Here is a 20,191-nt window from a genome sequence, read left to right on the forward strand (position 1 = left end):
CTATGCCTGCCTGCACAACACGCAGATGAAGCGCGAGCAGGACAACATGGCACGCTTCCTCACCCTGGCACGCGACTACGGGCGTGTGATCGGCTTCAAAGGCAATTTCCTGATCGAGCCCAAGCCGATGGAACCGATGAAGCACCAGTACGACTTCGACAGCGCCACGGTGATCGGCTTCCTGCGCCAGCACGGCCTGGACCAGGATTTCAAGCTCAATATCGAAGCCAACCACGCCACGCTCTCAGGCCATAGCTTCGAGCACGACTTGCAGGTGGCTTCCGATGCCGGCCTGCTCGGCAGCATCGACGCCAACCGTGGCAACCCGCAGAACGGCTGGGACACCGACCAGTTCCCGACCGACCTGTACGACACCGTCGGCGCGATGCTGGTGGTGCTGCGGCAGGGCGGGTTGGCACCGGGCGGCTTGAATTTCGATGCCAAGGTGCGCCGCGAATCGTCCGATCCGCAGGATCTGTTCCTGGCGCATATCGGCGGCATGGACGCGTTCGCACGCGGGCTGGAAGTGGCCAACGCGCTGCTGACGTCTTCGCCGTTGGAGCAGTGGCGCGCAGAGCGTTACGCCAGCTTCGACAGCGGCGCCGGTGCGGCGTTTGCCGATGGCACCAGCACGTTGGTGGATGTGGCCAAGCATGCGGCTGGCAACGAGCCAAAGCAACTCAGCGGCCGCCAGGAAGCCTACGAGAATCTGATCAACCAGTATCTGACGCGTTGATGCTGTGCAGGTGATCGCTGCACATGCACGCGATCACCTGCTGTCTGCGCGCCTGAAAGCGCGCAGCGTTAGGGCTGTTCCGCTGCATCCGGCGCTGCCGGTGCGGCTACCGAATCCCGCTTGACCAGCAGGTGCGCGACCACATGATCGACCATCTTCGCCGTACGCTCCTTGGCACGAATCGTCTTCAACAGGATATCCAGTGCAGCGTCGGCCATGGCGGCGATGGGCTGCTGCACGGTGGTGAGCTCGGGCCACACTGCGGTGGCGGCAGAAGTATCGTCGAAACCGACTACCGACAGATCGCGCGGCACATCCAGACCGCGCCGGTGCGCAACCGAGATTGCAGCGGCGGCCATATCGTCGTTGCTGGCGAAGATGGCGCTGGGGCGGCGTTTGCGCGCCAGCAGTTTTTCCGCAGCGACCAGACCCGATTTGTAGGTGTAGTCGCCCGGCTGCACCAGATGCCGATCCAGGCGCAAGCCGGCATCGGACAGCGCTGCCTGAAATCCTTCGAAACGACGTGCGCTTGCGGACAGATTGGGATGCCCGGCGATGTAGCCGATGCGGGTATGCCCCTGCGCAATCAGATGCTCGGTGATCTCCTTGGCGGCGGCGAACTCGTCGATGCGCACGCAGGCCACATCCGGGCTGAAGTGGTTGGAGGCGATCGCCACCACCGGCACCTTGGCGCGCACCAGTTCCAGTACTGCGGCCTTGGATTCGCACAGCGGCGGCGGCAGGATCACCCCGGCCACGCCCTTGGCGAGCTTGCGTGCGGCACGGCGTTCGGCATCGGCATCCAGGTCGTCCCAGCAATCGATCACCAACTGGATCGAGGTACGCGAGGCCACCCGCAACACGCCCAGCAGCAATTCGCGCAAATATGCGCCGCTGGGGTCGCTGTAGATCAATGCGATGCGCATGCTCTGCGCGGCGGCGAGTGCGCTGGCGGCCAGGTTGGGCGTGTAACCGAGCTTGTCCACGGCGCGCAGCACGCGCGCGCGGGTGGCATCGCGCACGCTGCCATTGTTGTTGACCACGCGCGAGACCGTCATCGGCGAGACCTTCGCCAGCGCCGCCACCTCATCGATGGTGATCGCGCGGCTGGTGCGGCGGACCGATTTCCTGACCTTCTCCAAGCGTGGCCTCTTCAAGTGGGTGGCGAACCTGCACGATGCACACATGCTGCGGGCAGAACGCAAGCGCCGCATGCGTGCGTGACGATGCAAGGCATGGTACCGGGAAGCAGGCACAGCGGCGATACACGGCGGCGCGCGTTGACGCCGATGGAGCATGCGGCATGAGCGCGCGCCTGACTGTTCGCTGCGTCGCGGATTGCCGTGCGTTGCTGCTGCAGTGGTTGCTGGTTCTGATGCTGCTATGTAGCGGGCTGTTAGCCAGCACCAGTGCGCAAGCCGAAGACGGCTATGATTTATGGTTGCGCTACCACCCGCTGGCCAACGCGGCGCAGTTGCGCGGGAACACGAGCGAAGTGATCGTTGCCGGTGATTCACCCAGCTTGCAGGCAGCCCGTGACGAGTTGCAGCGCGGACTGTCGGGCTTGCTTGGTGCCTCGCCGCAGTTGTCTGCCACTGTCACCCGCAATGGCGCGATTGTATTGGGTGCTGCCACGGCGCCGCAGATCGCTGCGTTGAAACTGCAGACCACCGGCCTGGGCCGCCAGGGGTATCTGATTCGCAGCGTCAGCGTGGGCGGGCATCGCATCACCGCCATCGTCGGCGGTAGCGACATCGGCGCCTTGTATGGCGCGTTTCACTTCCTGCGCCTGCTGCAGACCGGCCAATCGCTCACCGCACTGGATGTGCGTGAGTCGCCGCGGCTGCAGCTGCGCATGCTCAATCATTGGGACAACCTGGATGGCGTGGTCGAGCGTGGCTATGCCGGTGCCTCGTTATGGAACTGGCAGACCTTGCCCGGTTATCTGGATCCGCGTTATACCGACTACGCGCGCGCCAATGCCTCGCTGGGCATCAATGGCACTGTGCTCAATAACGTCAATGCCAAGGCATGGAGCCTGACGCCGCAGTACCTGGACAAGGCTGCGGCGCTGGCCAAGGTGTTTCAGCCGTACGGCATTCGCGTGTTTCTCAGCGCGCGCTTCAGTGCGCCGATCGAGATCGGTGGTTTGAAGAGCGCCGATCCGCTGGATCCGCAGGTGCAGCGGTGGTGGCGCGACACAGCCAACGCGATCTACGCACGCATTCCGGACTTTGGCGGCTTTTTGGTCAAGGCCAATTCCGAAGGCCAACCCGGCCCGCAGGATTACGGGCGCAGCCATGCCGATGGCGCGAATCTGCTGGCCGATGCACTGGCGCCGCATGGCGGTGTGGTGATGTGGCGCGCGTTCGTCTATTCGCATGAGCAACCGGACGATCGCGCCAAGCAGGCGTATAGCGAGTTCGTGCCGCTGGATGGAAAATTTCGCGACAACGTGATCGTGCAGGTCAAGAACGGGGCGATCGACTTCCAGCCGCGCGAGCCGTTCCATCCGCTGTTCGGCGCGATGCACAAAACGCCGTTGATGCCGGAGTTTCAGATCACCAAGGAGTATCTGGGCTTTTCGACGCATCTGGCCTACCTGGGCACGCTGTTTGCCGAAACCCTGCAGGCCGATACCTATGCGCGCGGCAAGGGCTCGACCGTGGCCAAGACCGTGGATGGTTCGCTCTTCAACGACACGCAACGCACCCGGCTGACCGGCATTGCCGGCGTGGCCAACATCGGCGCGGACCGCAACTGGAGCGGCTCGATCTTCGATCAGGCCAACTGGTATGCGTACGGGCGGCTGGCCTGGAACCCGGACCTGTCGCCGCAGACGATCGCGCAGGAATGGGTGCGCATGACGTTTTCCAACGATGCTGCCGTGGTCACGCCCGTGGTCGACATGATGCTGCGCTCGCGCGAGGCGGTGGTGGACTACATGACCCCGCTCGGCCTGCATCATCTGATGGGACGCGGCCATCACTACGGCCCGGCGCCGTGGGATGCGGGCAGCGAGCGCCCGGATTGGGACCCGGTGTATTACCACCGCGCCGACCGCAACGGCATCGGCTTCGACCGCAGTGCCAGCGGCAGCAATGCGGTGGCGCAATACGCGAAGCCGGTGGCGCGCATGTTCGGCGATGTGCAACGCGTGCCCGAGCGCGATCTGCTGTGGTTCCACCATGTGCCCTGGGACCACCGCATGGCCTCCGGGCGGCCGTTGTGGGACGAGTTGGTGTGGCATTACGACCATGGCGTGGACGAGGTGCGTGCAATGCGAGCCACCTGGCAGGGGCTTGCCGGCAGGATCGATGCGCCGCGTTATCAGCAGGTGGCGAACTTCCTGGCGATCCAGCAGGACGAGGCGCAGTGGTGGCGCGATGCCAGCATCGCCTACTTCCAGAGCGTGTCCGGTCGGCCGTTGCCTGCCGGCACGGCGCCACCGGCGCATCCGTTGACGTACTACCAGGCATTGAAATTTCCGTATGCGCCGGGGAATCCGAAATGAGCGTGCGTGGTTTGGCCGTGGTCATCGCCACGCTATCGGCATCGCTGCTACCACGCATCGCGCATGCAGCCGACGCACCGCTGCTGCATGCGCTGTTTCAGGAGCATGTGGTACTGCAGCGCGATGCGCCGATCCGCGTGTGGGGAGACGCCCCCCCTGGCGCGCGCGTGAGCGTGCAACTGGCTGCACAACAAGTGCAGGCACGCGCAGATCGACAAGGCCATTGGGAAGCGCGCCTGCCTGCGCAACCCGCGGGCGGGCCGTACACCTTGAGCGCACGCACCAACCAGGGCGCGGCGCAGCAAGTGAACGACGTGCTGATCGGCGATGTGTGGCTATGCTCTGGCCAATCCAATATGGAATTGCAGGTGCATCGCACATTGAATTCGCGCAGCGAGATCCCCGATGCCGACAACCCGCGCATTCGCATGTTCAAGGTGCCGGCGCAGTCCAGCCCGACGCCGCAGCGCAGCTTCGGTGGCGCTGCGGCATGGCAGCTCACCACACCGGAGACGGTGAAGGAGTTTTCTGCCGCCTGTTACTACTTCGCGCGTGAGTTACAGAAGACCGTCGATGTGCCGATAGGCTTGATCAACGCCTCGTGGGGCGGCTCGCAACTGCAGGCCTGGATCGGTGAGAAGGCATTGCGCGCAGCCGGCGACGATGGCGCGGCACTGGATGTGCTGGCGCGTTACGCACGCGACCCGGTGGATGCCGCGCCACGTTGGGGCGCGCTGTGGGAGGCCTGGTGGCATGCACACGGCGAAGGCGAGCCCTGGCAACCGGATGCGCCGGGCACGTGGCAAAGCGCACCAGCCGCGCTGGGCGCGTGGGATGACTGGGGCGTGCCGCAGTTGGTCGGCTTCAACGGCATGGTCTGGTATCGCACCAGCATCGAGTTGACCGAGGCGCAGGCCGCACAGGAGGCCACCTTGTTGCTGGGGCCGGTGGACGAGCTGGACCAGACCTGGGTCAACGGGCGCGGCGTGGGCAGCAGTTACGGCGCCGATCAGCCGCGTCGCTACAGCTTGCCGCGCGGGCGCCTGCATGCCGGGCGCAACAGCGTCGTGCTCAATGTGCTCAATACCTATCGGCGTGGCGGCTTGCTGGGCGATGCGCAATCGCGTGCGCTGCAGTTTGCCGATGGCAGCACACTAGCGCTGGCCGCGCCCTGGCAGTACCGCATCGTGCCGCCGCAACTGGGCTCGCCACCGCGTGCGCCGTGGTCGTCGGCGGCCGGGCTGACCACCTTGTACAACGGCATGATCGCCCCGCTCGGTCAGCTCGGCCTGCGTGGCGTGCTGTGGTACCAGGGCGAATCCAATGCCGGCGATGCAGCGCATTACCCGGCCTTGCTCACCGCATGGCAGCGCGATTGGCGGCAGCGCTTCGGTGCGCAGTTGCCGCTGCTGATCGTACAACTGGCCAACTACGGCGCACCGCCCACCCAGCCGGTCGAAAGCGGTTGGGCGCAACTGCGCGAGGCGCAGCGCCGCTTCGTCGCCAACGATGCGCATGCGGGCCTGGCAGTAGCGATCGATCTCGGCGACCGCTACGACATCCATCCGGCCAACAAGCAGGAGCTGGGCCGGCGCCTGGCGCGTGCGGCGCGACATGTGGTGTATGGCGAGGCGATTGCGCCCTCCGGACCGGTGCCGCGCAACGTGCGACGTGACGGCGACGCACTGCGCATCGACTTCGATGACGTCGACACCGCGTTGCTGAGCTATGGCGCCGATGCGCCGATCGGTTTCGAAGTGTGTGGCTCTGCGCCCAACACGTGTCGCTATGCAGTCGCCACCTTGCACGATCAGGCCATCAATCTGCGTATCCCCTCTGGCCTGGCTGCCACGCGCGTGCGCTATTGCTGGGCCGACAGCCCGGTGTGCACGCTGTATGACCGCAACGGCCTGCCCGCCGGCCCGTTCGAACTCCCCATCACTGCCGCTTCTTCCCCATGAGCGAGACCCCGATGTCACAGACTCCCGACTCCCCTGCTCCGCTGCAAGGCTCGGCCCGCGATCGCGAGATCGTCGAGGCGCGCGTCATCGTCACCTGCCCCGGGCGCAACTTCGTCACCTTGAAGATCCGCACGCGCTCGGGCATCACCGGGCTGGGCGATGCCACGCTCAATGGCCGCGAACTGGCGGTGGCGGCGTATCTGCAGGAACACCTGGTGCCGAACCTGATCGGCCGCGATGCGGGCCGTATAGAAGACATCTGGCAGTTCTTCTACCGCGGCGCGTATTGGCGGCGCGGCCCGGTGACGATGAGCGCGATCGCCGCAGTGGATGTGGCGCTGTGGGACATCCTGGGCAAGATGGCTGGCATGCCGCTGTATCAGTTGCTCGGCGGGCGCTCGCGCGAGGGCGCTTTGGTCTACGGCCATGCCAATGGCCGCGATATCGCCGAAACCAGCGAGGAAGTCGGCCGTTTTCGCGAGCTCGGCTTTATCGCCATTCGCGCGCAATGCGGCGTGCCCGGCGTCAAGAAGACCTACGGCATTTCCAGCGGCGGCAAACCGTACGAGCCGGCCGAAAGCGAACTGCCGACCGAAACGGTGTGGTCCACGCCACGCTATCTCGGCGTGGTGCCAAAATTGTTTGAGCAACTGCGCAACGATCATGGCGATGAGATTGAGCTGCTGCACGATGCGCACCACCGGCTCACCCCGATCGAAGCCGCCCGCCTGGGCCGCGACCTGGAGCCGTACCGATTGTTCTGGCTGGAAGACGCCACGCCTGCCGAAAACCAGCGCGCGTTCGAAGTGATTCGCCAACACACGGTCACACCGCTGGCGGTGGGCGAGGTGTTCAATTCGCTCTGGGATTGCAAGCATCTGATCGAGCAGCAGTTGATCGACTACATCCGCACCACGATTGTCCACGCCGGCGGCATCACCCATGTGCGGCGGCTGGCCGATTTCGCCGCGCTGCATCAGGTGCGCACCGGCTTCCACGGCGCCACCGATCTGTCGCCGGTGTGCATGGGCGCGGCATTGCACTTCGACACCTGGGTGCCCAACTTCGGCATCCAGGAATACATGTTCCATTCCGACGAGGCCAATGCGGTGTTCCCGCACGACTATGTGTTTCGCGATGGCCGCCTGCATTGCGGCGAGACACCCGGGCATGGCGTGGAGATCGACGAGGCGCTGGCGGCGAAGTATCCGTACGTGCCCAAGCAGTTGCCGGTTGCTCGCCTGGAAGACGGCGCGATGTGGGACTGGTGATGCGGTCCACAACGGCTGATGCCGCGGTGCGTCAAGGCGAACCCCATACAATGCCTGTGCGGCAGCCAAGCGGGCCTGTCCGGCATGCGGAGCCGGCGCCGAGCCTGCGGCGTCTGCGCGCCGCCTGCGCTGCTCTGATGCTGGCTCGCCACGTGGTGTTGGGTGCTGTCATCGCAGTGCTCGCACCCACGACCGTGCAGGCGCAAGCGCAAGCCGATGTCGCCTTCGATTGGTTCGACTATCGCGGCGACGATGCGGTGTTCGTCACGCCATTGCCGGCCGGCCATTACCGCAACCCGGTGCTGGCCGGGTTCTACCCGGATCCCAGCGTGACACGCGTGGGCGATCGCTATTACCTGGTGAATTCCACCTTTGCGTATTTCCCGGCGATCCCGGTGTTCGAGAGCACCGATCTTGTGCACTGGACGCAGATCGGCAACGTGGTCGAGCGCCGCGAGCAGTTGAACTACGACGGACTGGGTGTGTCGCGCGGCATGTTCGCCGCCAGCATTCGCCATCACGACGGGCGCTTCTATGTGGTGGGTACCTCGGTCGATAGTGGTGGCAACTTCATCGCCAGTGCCAGCAATCCCGCCGGCCCATGGTCGCCACTGACCTGGCTGCCGAGCATCGATGGTATCGATCCGTCGTTGTTCTTCGACACCGATGGCAGCGCCTATCTGCTCAACAATGGCCCGCCGGAAGGCACGCCATTGTACGAAGGCCATCGCGCGATCTGGATGCAGCGCTTCGACCTCGCCACCAATCAACCGACCGGCCCGCGCAAGGTACTGCTCAACGGCGGCGTGGATCTGGCCAGCAAGCCGATCTGGATCGAAGGCCCGCACCTGTATCAACGCGACGGCTGGTATTACCTTTCGTGTGCCGAAGGCGGCACCGGGCCGCAGCATTCGCAGGTGGTGCTGCGCAGTCGCAACGTGTGGGGGCCGTATGCCGCCTCGCCGCACAATCCGATCCTGACCCAACGCGACCTGCCGGCCGAACGCACGTACCCGATCAGCAACGCCGGCCATGTAGATCTGGTGGACACGCCGGATGGGCAATGGTGGGCGGTGTTTCTGGCCAGCCGCCCGTATGCGGGCGAGCGCTACAACACCGGGCGCGAAACCTTTTTGCTGCCGGTGCAATGGCACGATGGCTGGCCGTCGATTTTGCCGGCCGGCGAGCCGATTCCGTATCACGCACAGAGCCCGCGCGGTGGGAAGACACCCGCCGATCAAGCACCGTTGTCGGGCAACTTCACGTGGCGCGATGACTTCGCCGGCACCTCGCTGCAGCGCGAATGGCTCTATTTACGTGTGCCCAAACAGGATGTGGCCAACCTGCGCGCACGCCCCGGTTGGTTGACCCTGCATGCCAGTGCACACGGCCTGGACAGCACCTCTACACCGGCCTTCCTCGCACGGCGCCAGCAACACACGCGCTTCACTGCGAGCACTGAATTGACTGCGCCCACCCAGGCTGGCGTCAGTGCCGGGCTTGCCGCTTTTCAAAATTCCAATGCGTGGTATGCGTTGGGTGTGCGACGCAATGGCAACGCGCTGGAAGTATTTCTCGACAAGCGCGATGGCGACAACACCGCCACCCTCGCACACACACGTATACCGGCAACCACACAGTTGCGCCTGCAGATCAGCGGCGACGGCGGCGCCTACAGCTTCGCCTTCGACGCCGATGGTCGCGGCTGGCAATCGCTACGCCGCAACGACGATGCAGGCATGCTCAGCACCGCACAGGCCGGCGGCTTCGTCGGCAGCATGATCGGGCCTTTTGCCCAGCTGGAACCGGATCGCACCAAGGAGGACTGACCATGCATTCGCACTTCGCACCATCCGTTGCTCGCACACCCCGTGCACGCGCACGCAGCGTGCTGCTGGCGATTGCACTTGTCGCAACCACTGGGCAGGCCGCAACGCCACCGCCGTATCTGGACACGCAACGCCCCTTCGACGCCCGCGCGGCCGACCTGGTGGCGCGCATGACGCTGGAAGAAAAAGCCGCGCAGATGCAGAACGCCGCGCCCGCCATCCCGCGCCTGCAGGTGCCCGAGTACGATTGGTGGAACGAAGCGCTGCACGGCGTGGCGCGTGCCGGTGGCGCCACTGTATTTCCGCAGGCGATTGGACTGGCCGCCACCTTCGACACGCCATTGATGGCTGAGGTCGCCACTGCCATCAGCGACGAAGCGCGCGCCAAGCATCATGCCTTCCTCGCGCGCGGCGAGTACAAGCGCTATCAGGGGCTCACCTTTTGGTCGCCCAACATCAATATCTTTCGCGACCCGCGCTGGGGCCGCGGGCAGGAAACCTATGGCGAAGATCCGTTCCTCACCGCGCGCATGGGCGTGACCTTCGTGCAAGGCCTGCAGGCGCAGCAAGGTCCGTATCGCAAGCTCGATGCCACCGCCAAACACTTCGCCGTGCACAGCGGGCCGGAGGCCGACCGTCATCACTTCGATGTGCATCCCAGCGAACGCGATCTGCACGAAACCTATCTGCCTGCATTTCAAGCCCTGGTGCAGGAAGGCAAGGTCGCCGCGGTGATGGGCGCCTACAACCGCGTCAATGGCGAATCCGCCTCGGCCAGCACGCGGCTGGAAGGCATCCTGCGCCGCGACTGGGGCTTTGATGGCTATATCGTCAGCGACTGCGCGGCGATCCGCGACATCTGGCAGAACCACAAGATCGTCCCCACGCCCGAAGCCGCCGCCGCACTCGGCGTCAAGCACGGCACCGACCTGGATTGCGGCGACACCTATGCCGCGTTGCCGGCCGCAGTGCGTGCCGGTTTGATCGACGAGGCCACCATCGATACCGCGCTCAAGCGCCTGATGACCACACGCATGCGGCTAGGCATGTTCGACCCGCCCGCCAAGGTGCCGTGGGCGCAGATTCCCGCATCAGCCAATCAATCGCCGCAGCACGATGCACTGGCACGCCGCACTGCGCGTGAATCGCTGGTGCTGCTAAAAAACGACGGCGTGCTGCCGCTCAAGCCTACGCTCAAGCGCATCGCCGTGATCGGCCCCACCGCCGACGACCCGATGTCGCTGCTGGGCAATTACTACGGCACCCCGGCTGCACCGGTCACTATCCTGCAAGGCATCCGCGACGCCGCACCGCAGGCGCAGGTGATCTACGCGCGCGGCAGCGATCTGGTGGAGGGACGCGAAGACCCCAACGCCGCCGCACCGATCGACACGCGCTATCTGCGCCCGGCCGCTGGCGCCACGCAGAACGGGTTGACCGGCGAATACTTCAAAGGCCGCGCATTGGCCGGCACGCCGGTACTGACCCGCATCGACCCGCGCATTGCCTTCCGTTGGGATCGCAACGCACCCACCGACGATGCGGTGGGCCGTGGCGAGTTGCATGCCGACCGCGCACTCGACAAGGACGACTTCAGCGTGCGCTGGCATGGCCAGCTGCTGCCGCCGGTCTCGGGCAACTACGAGTTGCAAGTGGCCGCCGACGATGGTGTGCGCCTGTCTCTGGACGGCAAGCTGCTCATCGATTACTGGAGCGACGCCCCGCGCATGCGCGGCGGCAACGCCAGCGTGGCGCTGGAGGGCGGCAAGGCCTACGACCTGCGCGTGGAGTATTACGAGGCCACCCGCGATGCCGGCGTGCGTCTGGCCTGGCGCATGCCTGGCGCCAAACCACCGCTGCAGGAAGCCGTGGACGCCGCCCGCGATGCGGAGGTGGTGGTATTCGTCGGCGGCCTCACCGGCGATGTCGAAGGCGAAGAGATGGACGTCAACTATCCCGGCTTTGCCGGCGGCGACCGCACCGACACGCGCCTACCCAAACCGCAACGCGAACTGCTGCAGGCACTGCAGGCCACCGGCACGCCGGTGGTTGCAGTCCTCACCACCGGCTCGGCGCTGGCGATCGACTGGGCGCAGCAACACGTGCCCGCCATCCTGCTGGCCTGGTACCCCGGCCAACGCGGCGGCAGCGCGGTGGGCGATGTGCTGTTCGGCCAGGCCAGTCCCGGCGGCCGCTTGCCGGTCACCTTCTACAAGGAAGCCGAGCGCCTGCCCGCCTTCGACGATTACGCCATGCGCGGCCGCACCTATCGCTATTTCCAAGGTAAACCGTTGTACCCGTTCGGCCACGGCCTGTCGTACACGCAGTTCGCGTATTCGGAACTACGCCTCGATCGCACCACGGTTGCAGCCGATGGCACGCTTACCGCCACGGTCACGCTGAAGAACACCGGCCAACGCGCAGGCGATGAAGTGGTGCAGCTCTATCTGCATCCGCTGAAGCCACAACGCGAACGCGCCCTCAAGGAACTGCACGGCTTGCAGCGCATCACCCTGCAGCCCGGCGAACAACGGCAGCTGCGCTTCACCATCAAAGCGCAAGACGCCCTACGTATCTACGACGAGCAACGCAAAGCCTACGCGGTGGACCCAGGTGCCTACGAGGTGCAGATCGGGGCCTCAAGCGCTGACATCCGCAGCAAACAACGCTTCACCGTCACCCCAAACTGATCCCACCGCAAGCCGCGGAATCAAAGCCCCTCTCCCGCCGGGAGAGGGGTTGGGGTGAGGGTACGGCCATCAAACGAACTTGCAGCACCCCACGCTTTCAAACAAAAACCCATGCCAATTTCAACGCTCTCCATCGCAACACTCGGCCACCTACCTACCACCGTCCTCACTCCCAACTACAATGCCAAACACACCACCATCGGCATCGTCCACCTAGGCGCAGGCGCCTTCCACCGCGCCCACCAGGCCGTCTACATCGACGACCTACTCGCGCATGACCCCACCTGGGCGATCAGCGCCGTCTCGCTACACAGCCCACACGTGCGCGACGCCCTACGCCCACAAGACGGTCTCTACACCCTCGCCCTGCTCGACGAACACCCGCAACTGCGCATCATCGCCGCCATCCGCGAAGTGCTGTGCGCCGCGGACGAACAAGCTGCGGTGCTCGCACGCCTCGCCGACCCAGCCGTGCGCCTGGTCACTCTCACCATCACCGAGAAGGGCTATTGCCTCGCAGGCGACACCCTTGACCTCACCCACCCCGATATCGCGCACGACATCGCACATCCAGCGACGCCGCGTAGCGCCATCGGCTATCTCGTCGCCGGCCTGCGGCAGCGCAGGCAGCAAGGCAACGCGCCGTTCACCGTCCTCAGCTGCGACAACCTGCCCGACAACGGCAGCCTGCTACGCCGCGCGGTGTTGCTGCTCGCACAGCAGAACGATCCCGCGCTTGCTGGCTGGATCGACCAACACGTCACCTTCCCGCGCTCGATGGTCGACAGCATCACGCCCGCCACCAACGACGCGCTGCGTACGCAGGTACACACCCAAACCGGCCTGCACGACGCCTGGCCGATTCAACGCGAGCGTTACACCCAGTGGGTGATCGAAGACCGTTTCTGCAACGGACGCCCCGCCTTCGAGCGCGCAGGTGTCACTCTCAGCGACGACATCGCCGGCTACGCACGCGCCAAACTGCGCCTGCTCAACGGCCCGCACTCCGCGCTCGCCTATCTCGGCAGCCTGCTGGAGTTGGAGACCGTCGCAGACGCCATGTGTCACCCACAACTGGCCGCCTTTGTCGAAACCCTGATGCGCGAGGACATCGCCCCCACCCTGCAACCGATGCAAGGCTTCGACCCGCAGCACTACAGCGACGCCATCCTGGCCCGCTTCCGCAACCCCGCCATCCGCCACCTGCTTGCCCAGATCGCATGGGATGGCTCGCAGAAGATTCCCGTGCGCTTGCTCACCGCGATCAGCGATGCACTGGCTGCCGGGCGACGCATAGACCGGCTATGCCTGCCGGTCGCAGCGTGGTTGCACTTCGTGCGCAGGCAGGCACGTAATGGCATGACCTTGATCGATCCGTTGAGTGAGATGCTGAGCAAGATCGGGTGCGACGCAACCGGCGATGCCATCCACGACGTGGCAGCGTCCCTCACTCTCGATGCCGTATTTGCTCCGCTCTCTGGCGATGCGCGCTTTGTTGAAGCACTGCAAGCTGCCTACGGTGCTCTGGGCAGAGCAACACCAGCAGAGATAAACCGGATGATCGATTCGAGGTGATGCGCAGCAAATGCATCTTTGGCGCCATCGCATGTCAACAGAGTCCGATGCGTAATTTGTGCGATTGTTGGACGCCTACCCGCCGACCACCTGCCCAATCCTAATCAGATTGCCGTTCTCATCCACAATCGCAAACTCACGCATTCCCCAAAGCTTGTCCCCGACAGGATCCATCCGAGGAATGCCACGCGCGGGCAGCTCTGCAACACACATCTCCGCGTGGAGCTCGTCGACATTGCCAACCCGGAGATAGCAACCTGCATAGCAGACAGCAGGATCAAGATCAGGATGCGCGAAGAAATGCAGTTCGACATCGCCACGCGTCAGGATCGCGTACCCCGCATCATGTGGATGCGCATCGCCAACGAACCCAAGACGCCGATAAAAGGCGACTGTGTGCGCAATCGACCGGCTAGGCAGCAGTGGAATAGTGCGGTTTGGCGTTTCGGCACTGGAAGTCATTACTACCTCGAATTGGGCTGTAGGATAGTCTCGATGCAGGTTCGATGTGCAAGCTCTCGGCGAGTTTTATCAAGGAGGGACGATTGGTCCTAGATGGCAACTTCTCAACTAGCTCTTGGCGTGAATTCCAGCGGCGACCACTGCAAGTTGATCCAGAAGAAGTTTCCGATTTCCGCGAGCCCGGTTCACAAACATCGGGCTCGGATGCAGCATCGAATGAATCACAGTGGTTTGCGCAAGACGAGTGACTGCTTCCCGCGCCAGCATTGCCTTCTTACCAACTAACACTATCGTGTGGACTGCTGGCAGGAGCGTAAGCAGGTCTGCTAATGCAGGTGCAGCTTGACCTAGATCTCGCGTCGTCGCTGGACGGATCTTTGTTCCAGACCCGATGTACCACGGCACGATGTTCCAGACAACGGTACGCTTCCGCTCAAGTCCAGCATCCCTATTCAATTGAAAAAAATTCTTTGCCGTTTCATCTGGATTATTTCGAGACACAAAGCCAGTAGCGATGGCTTTGGGTCCTGGAGCTTCGAGAAGGAACAAACACTCAGCGTCCGTGCCGCCATCGAGCGGATCGAAGTACGGAATACCGTACTCGCTACCCATCTCAAGTCTCAACGACTCGACGTACCTTGTTAGCGCCAGCACATGTAGTTGCTGCAGCATGCCGAAGCGCGCTTGCCTAACCGCAGGAGAAGCAAGTGACTTGGGTGCGTCCATGATATTTGGTTTCGATCAACGCCTGAGTTTGGCTGACTAGCGAGGTGGATTTGACGTACCTCAATATACCAACTGTCTTTCGAACCGTAGGCCTTTCGTGGTCGGGTCGATATCTGTTGACTCACTTCATCGGCAGGTAGCAAGATGAGGGTGCTGCGGCACATTCCGCAGCCGGATTTGACAGTCCGAAACCACAAGGCGCACCAGCGCCCATTGCACGATGTCGGCGCTTTTTCTTTGCCCGATGTCTGCGTTGGGGAGCGTGCCCGCTCTATGGCGGGCGGTGTGCGGAGACCGAAAGGTCTGCCGGTACCTTGTGGCCGGTCTGTCAACCGCATGCCGTCCGCCACCTCGATTGACAGCGATGCGGCGGACTTCCTATCGCACAAGGAGTTCGATATGACACGTCCCAAAGCAACAGCCCGTGCAAGCTCTGCACCGCCCGCCAAACGCGCCTCCGTTGTACGCAAGACGGCAAAGCAGAGTCCGGTCTTCACCAGTACTACTGATGAGACATCGGTCGATCCAACGCTTGCGCCTACGCCGCCCTTACGCAAACCGTACTTCCGCATCCCGGACCAGGTCACCATGAGCCGCCAGCATTACAACGTGCGGCGTGCCGAAGATGTGGTTGGCTGCGCGGTACCCAAGCTGCGGCTTTCCGGGCGTTGGTTGGAGCAATGCGGTTTTGCCGTTGGCGATGCGCTGCGGGTCACGGTGGGGCGTGGCGTGTTGTTGATCAGCCGCGTGGCGCCCGCTATTCCTTCGGCAAGACCACGCAGAAGGTGACACGCTTTGAGCGCGCGCATCCGGCGCTTTGCGCCCCTTCTCCCGTGCAAGGGAGAGGGGGAACTGTCTGTTCCGGCGCGAATGGCAGAACAGTAGCTGCGTTATGTTTGAGCGGCTTGAGACCTACGCAGCTAAGAAGACAGCTACGCCATGTCGCTCAACATGACATGCTTGGCTCACCCTTGCTCCCACCCATGTTCCGTGAGGTCTGAAACCCGCATGGCCATGCGCAAGAAACACGAGTTGCCGGAAAAACCCTGCATGCACTGCGGGCGGCCGTTTCGTTGGCGCAAGAAGTGGGAGCGCGTGTGGGACGAGGTGAAGTATTGTTCCGACCGTTGCCGTGGCGAGAGCAAGCGGACGCGTCCGGCTCCGTGACCAGTGCATTTTGTTGATCGCCGATCGACAGCCCGCGCGGCACCGCTACCAGGCCGGTTCGCAGATGTGCATTCGCCTAGTGTTGGAACTCGATATGCAGAGGCGAAGCTCAGTGCCAGGCTGACTTCATGCGGCCGCTTGAGCTAACCGTGTTCGCACTGGTTGGCGGAACACGGTGCAAGACGCGTGGCGGCTGGTGAGCTACCGTGTTCTCGCACCTATGGAGTTCTCTGCATGAAAATGGCTGTTTTCAGCACGCGCCCTTACGACAAGCGATTTCTCGAAGAAGCGAAACTGCGCTTGAGAGAGGACTCCACAGCCGAGTTCGTTTACTTCGAAGCATCGCTCGATCTGCAGACCGCAACGCTGGCGCAGGACTGCGAAGCAGTCTGCGTGTTCGTCAACGATCAACTGGATGCACCCGTGCTGCAGGCGCTGCATGCGATGGGCGTGCGCGCAGTGCTGCTGCGCTGCGCCGGCTTCAACAACATCGACCTGGCCACTGCCAAGGCGCTGGATCTCTTCGTCGCACGCGTGCCGGCCTACTCGCCCGAAGCAGTGGCCGAGCACACCCTGGCACTGGTCATGACGCTCAACCGCCAGACGCACCGTGCCTATAACCGCGTGCGCGAGGGCAACTTCATGCTCAATGGCCTGCTCGGCCGCACCTTGCACGGCAAGACGGTGGGCCTTGTGGGCCTGGGCAAGATCGGCCTTGCGACCGCACGGATCTTTCGTGGCATGGGCTGCCGCGTGCTCGGCTACGATCCCTATCCCTCATCGGGATTCGACGAGCTCGGTGAGCGGGTCGAACTGGATACGCTGTTCGCACAGGCGGATATCGTCACGCTGCACTGCCCGCTGACGCCGGCAACGCAACACCTGATCGATGACGCAGCGCTGACCTCGATGAAGCCCGGCGCGATGCTGGTCAACACCTCACGCGGCGGGCTGGTGGATACCGATGCGGTGATCCGCGCGCTCAAATCCCGCCAGCTCGGTCATCTGGCCATCGATGTCTACGAGCAGGAAAGCGCCTTGTTCTTTCAGGACCGCTCTGGCGAGATCATCGACGACGATGTGTTTCAACGCCTGATGACCTTCCCCAATGTGTTGGTGACCGGGCATCAGGGGTTTTTCACTGCCGAAGCATTGCAGGAGATCTCCGAAATTACCCTGCGCAACCTCGCTGATTTCGCTGCGGGCACTGCGTGCGCGAATCTTGTTGCGGCACCTTAGCGTCACCTTTTCCGTTCACCACCCGCGCAGGCCCGACCATGTGGCAACAACTCTACGACCCGCTCGGTAACGCCAACCTCTCGGCCTTGCTGGCTGCCTTGCCGGTGGTGTTCTTTTTGCTGGCGTTGACGGTACTGCGGCTCAAGGGGCTGACCGCTGCGTCACTGGCGGTGCTGGTCTCGGTGGCGGTGTCGTCGCTGGTGTTCGGCATGCCGATGGCAAGCATCGTGGGCGCCGCGCTGCTGGGCATTGCCAACGGCATCTTCCCGATCGGCTTCATCGTGCTGATGGCGGTATGGCTGTACAAGCTGGCGATCCGCAGCGGCAAGTTCGAGGTGATCCGCGGCAGCATCGCCACGGTGTCCGAAGACCAACGCATCCAGGTGTTGCTCATCGCGTTCTGCTTCGGCGGATTTCTGGAAGGCGCTGCAGGCTTTGGCGTACCGATCGCCATCTGCGCGGCACTGCTGGTGGAGCTGGGCTTCCGTCCGCTCAAGGCAGCGATGTTGTGCCTGCTGGCCAACGGCGCAGCGGGCGCCTACGGTGCGATCGGCATCCCGGTACTGGTCGGCGCGCAGCAGGGCGGCGTGCAGCTGGACGAGATGTCGCTGATGCTGATGGCATTGGTGCAGGTCTGTGCCTGCGGGGCTGGTGGCGATGCTCGATGGGTGGCGTGGCGTGCGCGAGACCTGGCCGGTGCTGCTGTTTGTCGGCGTGGTGTTCAGTGGCGTGCAGACGTTGACCTTGTACCTGCTGGGGCCGGAACTGGTGGACATCCTCGGCCCGCTGGCCGGCATGGGCGGGCTGGCACTCTTCATGCGGTTCTGGCGCCCCAAGCGCATCTACCGCGAAGCGCAGGCACCGCCCTGCTCCACGCAACGCTGGACGCTCAAGCAGGTGCTGCTGGCATGGTCGCCGTTCTACATCCTCACCGGCGCGATCCTGGTGTGGAGCCTGCCTGCCTTCAAGGCGCTGTTTGCCGCAGACGGCGCACTTGCGGCCACGGTGTTGCATCTGCCCATCGGCCTGCTCGATCAACGCGTGCAGGAAGTGCCGCCACTGGTCGCCAGCGTGCGTACATTGCCTGCGGTGTGGAACGTTGGTTGGCTCAACGCTTCCGGTACGGCGATCCTGATCGCGGCGGTGCTCACTGTGCTGCTCTCGCCGCGTTTGAACCTGCGCTCGGCGGCGGGCGAGTTGGCACAGTCCGCGCGCGAGATGTGGAAGCCGTTGGCCACCGTGTCGCTGGTGATGGCGGTGGCTTATGTCACCAACTATTCCGGTGCCTCGTCGAGCATCGGTCTGGCCCTGGCACAAGCCGGTGGCGTGTTCCCGCTGCTGTCGCCGGTCATCGGCTGGATGGGCGTCTTTATCACCGGCTCGGTGGTCAACAGCAACACCTTGTTTGCGCACCTGCAGGCGGTGACGGCAGCACAGATCGGCGTGCCTGCTGCATTGCTGGTGGCAGCCAACACCGCAGGCGGTGTGATGGCGAAACTGGTCTCGCCGCAATCGATCGCCATTGCCGCGGCTGCGGTCAAGTTGGTGGGGCAGGAGTCGGCGATCATGCGCACCACCTTGGCCGCAAGTCTTGGGCTGCTTGCGTATGTGTGCCTTTGTACGTGGCTGTTGTCGATGGTGTTGCAGTGAAAGCAGTCGCTGCGTGCTGGCTGCATTGATTTTTCGAATGCACCGGCACGCTCCTTTTCAGCGCGACGCGTGGGTTGCTTCAAGCGCACGCCGTGCTCTGCCTGCCGTCGCCGTCGCCGTCGCCGTCGCCGAGCGATCAGGCACGCGTATTTGTTGAGCCCGCCATGGCGTGCGCACAGCATTTTTTGCTTGAGAAGTCCGGCACGGCTTCGCAGGCTGCCTCATCGCGATACCGCTACACTCACTGCACTTCGCACTCAGAGAGCGATCTTCCATGACACCGTCAGCGAATGCATTCCGTGTGGCTGTTCTGTTGCTTGCATCCGCAAGCGTGCCTGCGTTTGCCCAGACTGCAGTGCATGCGCCTGGAGTGCCGGCGACGCAAGCTGCTGCGCAGTGGAAGAGTGTTTCTGGCGAAGGCAAGCCGCATGCGCGTCACGAGAACAGCCTGGTCGCCATCGGCGACCGTCTGTACCTGATCGGTGGGCGCGATGATCGGCCCTTGGACATCCTCGATACCAAAACGCGCCGCTGGTCCAAAGGCAGACCGCCGCCGCTGGCAGTGAGCCACGCGCAGGCGGTTGTGTCGGCCGGAAAACTCTACTTCGTCGGCGGCCTCACAGGCGACTATCCGGAAGAAGCCGCGCTGACCCACCTGTTGATCTACGATCCTGCCGCCGATCGCTGGCAGGTGGGTGCGGAGATCCCGAAGGATCGCCGCCGCGGCGCTGCCGGAACGGTGGAACACGATGGCGTGCTGTACCTGGTCGGCGGCAATACGCGCGGCCACATGAGCGGCTATGTGCCATGGCTGGATGCGTTCAATACGAAAACGCAGCAATGGACGCGACTGGCCGATGCACCACGTGCGCGCGACCATTTCCACGCGGTGGTGATCGATGGCAAGGTGTATGCGGCCGGTGGACGCCGCTCGGCGCATGAAAGTGGCAACACCCTGGCGCAGACAATCGGCGAGGTCGATATCTACAACATCGAACGCGGCACCTGGACTGTCGCCCCGGCGGCGTTGCCGACCCCACGCGCGGGCACCGCAGCCATCGCACACGATGGCCAGCTGCTGGTGATGGGCGGCGAGAGTACGCGCCAGTTCAAGGCGCACGACGAGGTCGAGGCCTACGATCCGGCCACCGCTACCTGGAAGACGATGGCTGCGTTGCCGCAAGGCCGCCATGGCACACAGGCCGCAACCATCGACGGCGATCTCTATCTGGTTGCGGGAAGCGCCAATCGCGGCGGTGGACCGGATTTGGATGATGTGTTGGTGTTGAGCGACGCGGGAGCCATGCGGTAAGCGACGTGGGCTACACCCGACTCGAATCGCAATATTGGCTTGAAGAAAACGCGACTTAG

The 20,191-nt window shown here is 63.9% G+C and carries 15 protein-coding genes and 1 pseudogene; 13 read left to right on the forward strand and 3 right to left on the reverse strand.

Features of this window, described 5'->3' with window-relative positions; all coding sequences use genetic code 11:
• Positions 1-736: apurinic/apyrimidinic endonuclease family protein (locus tag XcyCFBP4188_RS16910; protein ID WP_487410576.1), on the forward strand; the 736-nt coding region annotated here is incomplete at its 5' end.
• Positions 737-804: 68 nt separating this feature from the next.
• Here XcyCFBP4188_RS16910 and XcyCFBP4188_RS16915 read toward each other — a convergent pair.
• On the reverse strand, positions 805-1,821 hold the full coding sequence (locus XcyCFBP4188_RS16915) for a LacI family DNA-binding transcriptional regulator (RefSeq protein ID WP_225306921.1): 1,017 nt from the start codon (positions 1,819-1,821) through the stop codon (positions 805-807).
• On the opposite strand from XcyCFBP4188_RS16915, the gene XcyCFBP4188_RS23465 reads away from it, so the two are divergent.
• From XcyCFBP4188_RS23465 to XcyCFBP4188_RS16945, 7 genes are all read left to right on the forward strand, one after another.
• Entirely contained in the window at positions 1,772-1,960 is a 189-nt protein-coding gene (locus XcyCFBP4188_RS23465) for a hypothetical protein (protein WP_225306922.1), read from the forward strand. The genes XcyCFBP4188_RS16915 and XcyCFBP4188_RS23465 overlap by 50 nt on opposite strands.
• 151 nt (positions 1,961-2,111) lie before the next feature.
• Positions 2,112-4,250 (forward strand): alpha-glucuronidase family glycosyl hydrolase, encoded by a 2,139-nt coding sequence (locus tag XcyCFBP4188_RS16920; protein WP_428977246.1) that lies wholly within the window; start codon positions 2,112-2,114, stop codon positions 4,248-4,250.
• Positions 4,247-6,211, forward strand: coding sequence for a sialate O-acetylesterase (locus XcyCFBP4188_RS16925; protein ID WP_104592491.1), 1,965 nt, complete (start codon positions 4,247-4,249; stop codon positions 6,209-6,211). Before XcyCFBP4188_RS16920 ends, XcyCFBP4188_RS16925 begins: the two co-directional genes overlap by 4 nt.
• An 11-nt stretch (positions 6,212-6,222) precedes the next feature.
• Positions 6,223-7,482, forward strand: a complete 1,260-nt coding sequence (gene manD / locus XcyCFBP4188_RS16930) for a D-mannonate dehydratase ManD (RefSeq protein WP_043907214.1) — start codon at positions 6,223-6,225, stop codon at positions 7,480-7,482.
• Positions 7,483-7,619: 137 nt separating this feature from the next.
• Positions 7,620-9,311 (forward strand): glycoside hydrolase family 43 protein, encoded by a 1,692-nt coding sequence (locus XcyCFBP4188_RS16935; RefSeq protein WP_428977245.1) that lies wholly within the window; start codon positions 7,620-7,622, stop codon positions 9,309-9,311.
• A gap of 2 nt (positions 9,312-9,313) precedes the next feature.
• Positions 9,314-12,001 carry a glycoside hydrolase family 3 protein gene (locus XcyCFBP4188_RS16940; RefSeq protein WP_104592492.1) on the forward strand — a complete coding sequence of 896 codons (2,688 nt, stop codon included), beginning with the start codon at positions 9,314-9,316 and terminating at the stop codon, positions 11,999-12,001.
• 111 nt (positions 12,002-12,112) lie between these two features.
• Entirely contained in the window at positions 12,113-13,576 is a 1,464-nt protein-coding gene (locus tag XcyCFBP4188_RS16945; RefSeq protein WP_006448669.1) for a mannitol dehydrogenase family protein, read from the forward strand.
• Between the two features lie 75 nt (positions 13,577-13,651).
• On the opposite strand, the gene XcyCFBP4188_RS16950 is transcribed toward XcyCFBP4188_RS16945, so the two are convergent.
• Together XcyCFBP4188_RS16950 and XcyCFBP4188_RS16955 are read right to left on the reverse strand one after the other, a co-directional pair.
• Positions 13,652-14,038: a bleomycin resistance protein gene (locus XcyCFBP4188_RS16950; RefSeq protein WP_006448670.1), complete on the reverse strand. Its 387-nt coding sequence runs from the start codon at positions 14,036-14,038 to the stop codon at positions 13,652-13,654.
• 108 nt (positions 14,039-14,146) lie between these two features.
• Positions 14,147-14,764, reverse strand: a complete 618-nt coding sequence (locus XcyCFBP4188_RS16955; protein ID WP_043907210.1) for a uracil-DNA glycosylase — start codon at positions 14,762-14,764, stop codon at positions 14,147-14,149.
• Positions 14,765-15,100: 336 nt separating this feature from the next.
• Between XcyCFBP4188_RS16955 and XcyCFBP4188_RS23470 the strand changes: the two genes are divergently transcribed.
• The 5 genes and pseudogenes from XcyCFBP4188_RS23470 (at position 15,101) to XcyCFBP4188_RS16980 (ending at position 20,132) form a co-directional block, all read left to right on the forward strand.
• Complete coding sequence (locus XcyCFBP4188_RS23470) at positions 15,101-15,553, forward strand: SymE family type I addiction module toxin (RefSeq protein ID WP_228995967.1); 453 nt, start codon at positions 15,101-15,103, stop codon at positions 15,551-15,553.
• Between the two features lie 219 nt (positions 15,554-15,772).
• On the forward strand, positions 15,773-15,931 hold the full coding sequence (locus tag XcyCFBP4188_RS16965) for a DUF2256 domain-containing protein (RefSeq protein ID WP_074056361.1): 159 nt from the start codon (positions 15,773-15,775) through the stop codon (positions 15,929-15,931).
• Positions 15,932-16,165: 234 nt separating this feature from the next.
• Positions 16,166-17,170, forward strand: coding sequence for a 2-hydroxyacid dehydrogenase (locus tag XcyCFBP4188_RS16970; RefSeq protein WP_006448671.1), 1,005 nt, complete (start codon positions 16,166-16,168; stop codon positions 17,168-17,170).
• Positions 17,171-17,208: 38 nt separating this feature from the next.
• A pseudogene (locus XcyCFBP4188_RS23835) lies at positions 17,209-18,820 on the forward strand (L-lactate permease).
• A gap of 274 nt (positions 18,821-19,094) precedes the next feature.
• Positions 19,095-20,132 carry a Kelch repeat-containing protein gene (locus XcyCFBP4188_RS16980; RefSeq protein WP_104592493.1) on the forward strand — a complete coding sequence of 346 codons (1,038 nt, stop codon included), beginning with the start codon at positions 19,095-19,097 and terminating at the stop codon, positions 20,130-20,132.
• Positions 20,133-20,191: the final 59 nt, after the last annotated feature.

The organism is Xanthomonas hortorum pv. cynarae (genome assembly GCF_002939985.1).
GTDB classification, from domain to species: Bacteria; Pseudomonadota; Gammaproteobacteria; order Xanthomonadales; family Xanthomonadaceae; genus Xanthomonas; species Xanthomonas hortorum_D.

Coding starts and splice junctions, on each gene's coding strand:
- XcyCFBP4188_RS16920 (WP_428977246.1), top strand. CDS start 2,112: ATGCTGCTATGTAGCGGGCTGTTAGCCAGCACCAGTGCGCAAGCCGAA.
- XcyCFBP4188_RS16925 (WP_104592491.1), top strand. CDS start 4,247: ATGAGCGTGCGTGGTTTGGCCGTGGTCATCGCCACGCTATCGGCATCG.
- manD (WP_043907214.1), top strand. CDS start 6,223: ATGTCACAGACTCCCGACTCCCCTGCTCCGCTGCAAGGCTCGGCCCGC.
- XcyCFBP4188_RS16935 (WP_428977245.1), top strand. CDS start 7,620: ATGCTGGCTCGCCACGTGGTGTTGGGTGCTGTCATCGCAGTGCTCGCA.
- XcyCFBP4188_RS16940 (WP_104592492.1), top strand. CDS start 9,314: ATGCATTCGCACTTCGCACCATCCGTTGCTCGCACACCCCGTGCACGC.
- XcyCFBP4188_RS16945 (WP_006448669.1), top strand. CDS start 12,113: ATGCCAATTTCAACGCTCTCCATCGCAACACTCGGCCACCTACCTACC.
- XcyCFBP4188_RS16950 (WP_006448670.1), bottom strand. CDS start 14,038: ATGACTTCCAGTGCCGAAACGCCAAACCGCACTATTCCACTGCTGCCT.
- XcyCFBP4188_RS16955 (WP_043907210.1), bottom strand. CDS start 14,764: ATGGACGCACCCAAGTCACTTGCTTCTCCTGCGGTTAGGCAAGCGCGC.
- XcyCFBP4188_RS23470 (WP_228995967.1), top strand. CDS start 15,101: ATGCCGTCCGCCACCTCGATTGACAGCGATGCGGCGGACTTCCTATCG.
- XcyCFBP4188_RS16965 (WP_074056361.1), top strand. CDS start 15,773: ATGGCCATGCGCAAGAAACACGAGTTGCCGGAAAAACCCTGCATGCAC.
- XcyCFBP4188_RS16970 (WP_006448671.1), top strand. CDS start 16,166: ATGAAAATGGCTGTTTTCAGCACGCGCCCTTACGACAAGCGATTTCTC.
- XcyCFBP4188_RS16980 (WP_104592493.1), top strand. CDS start 19,095: ATGACACCGTCAGCGAATGCATTCCGTGTGGCTGTTCTGTTGCTTGCA.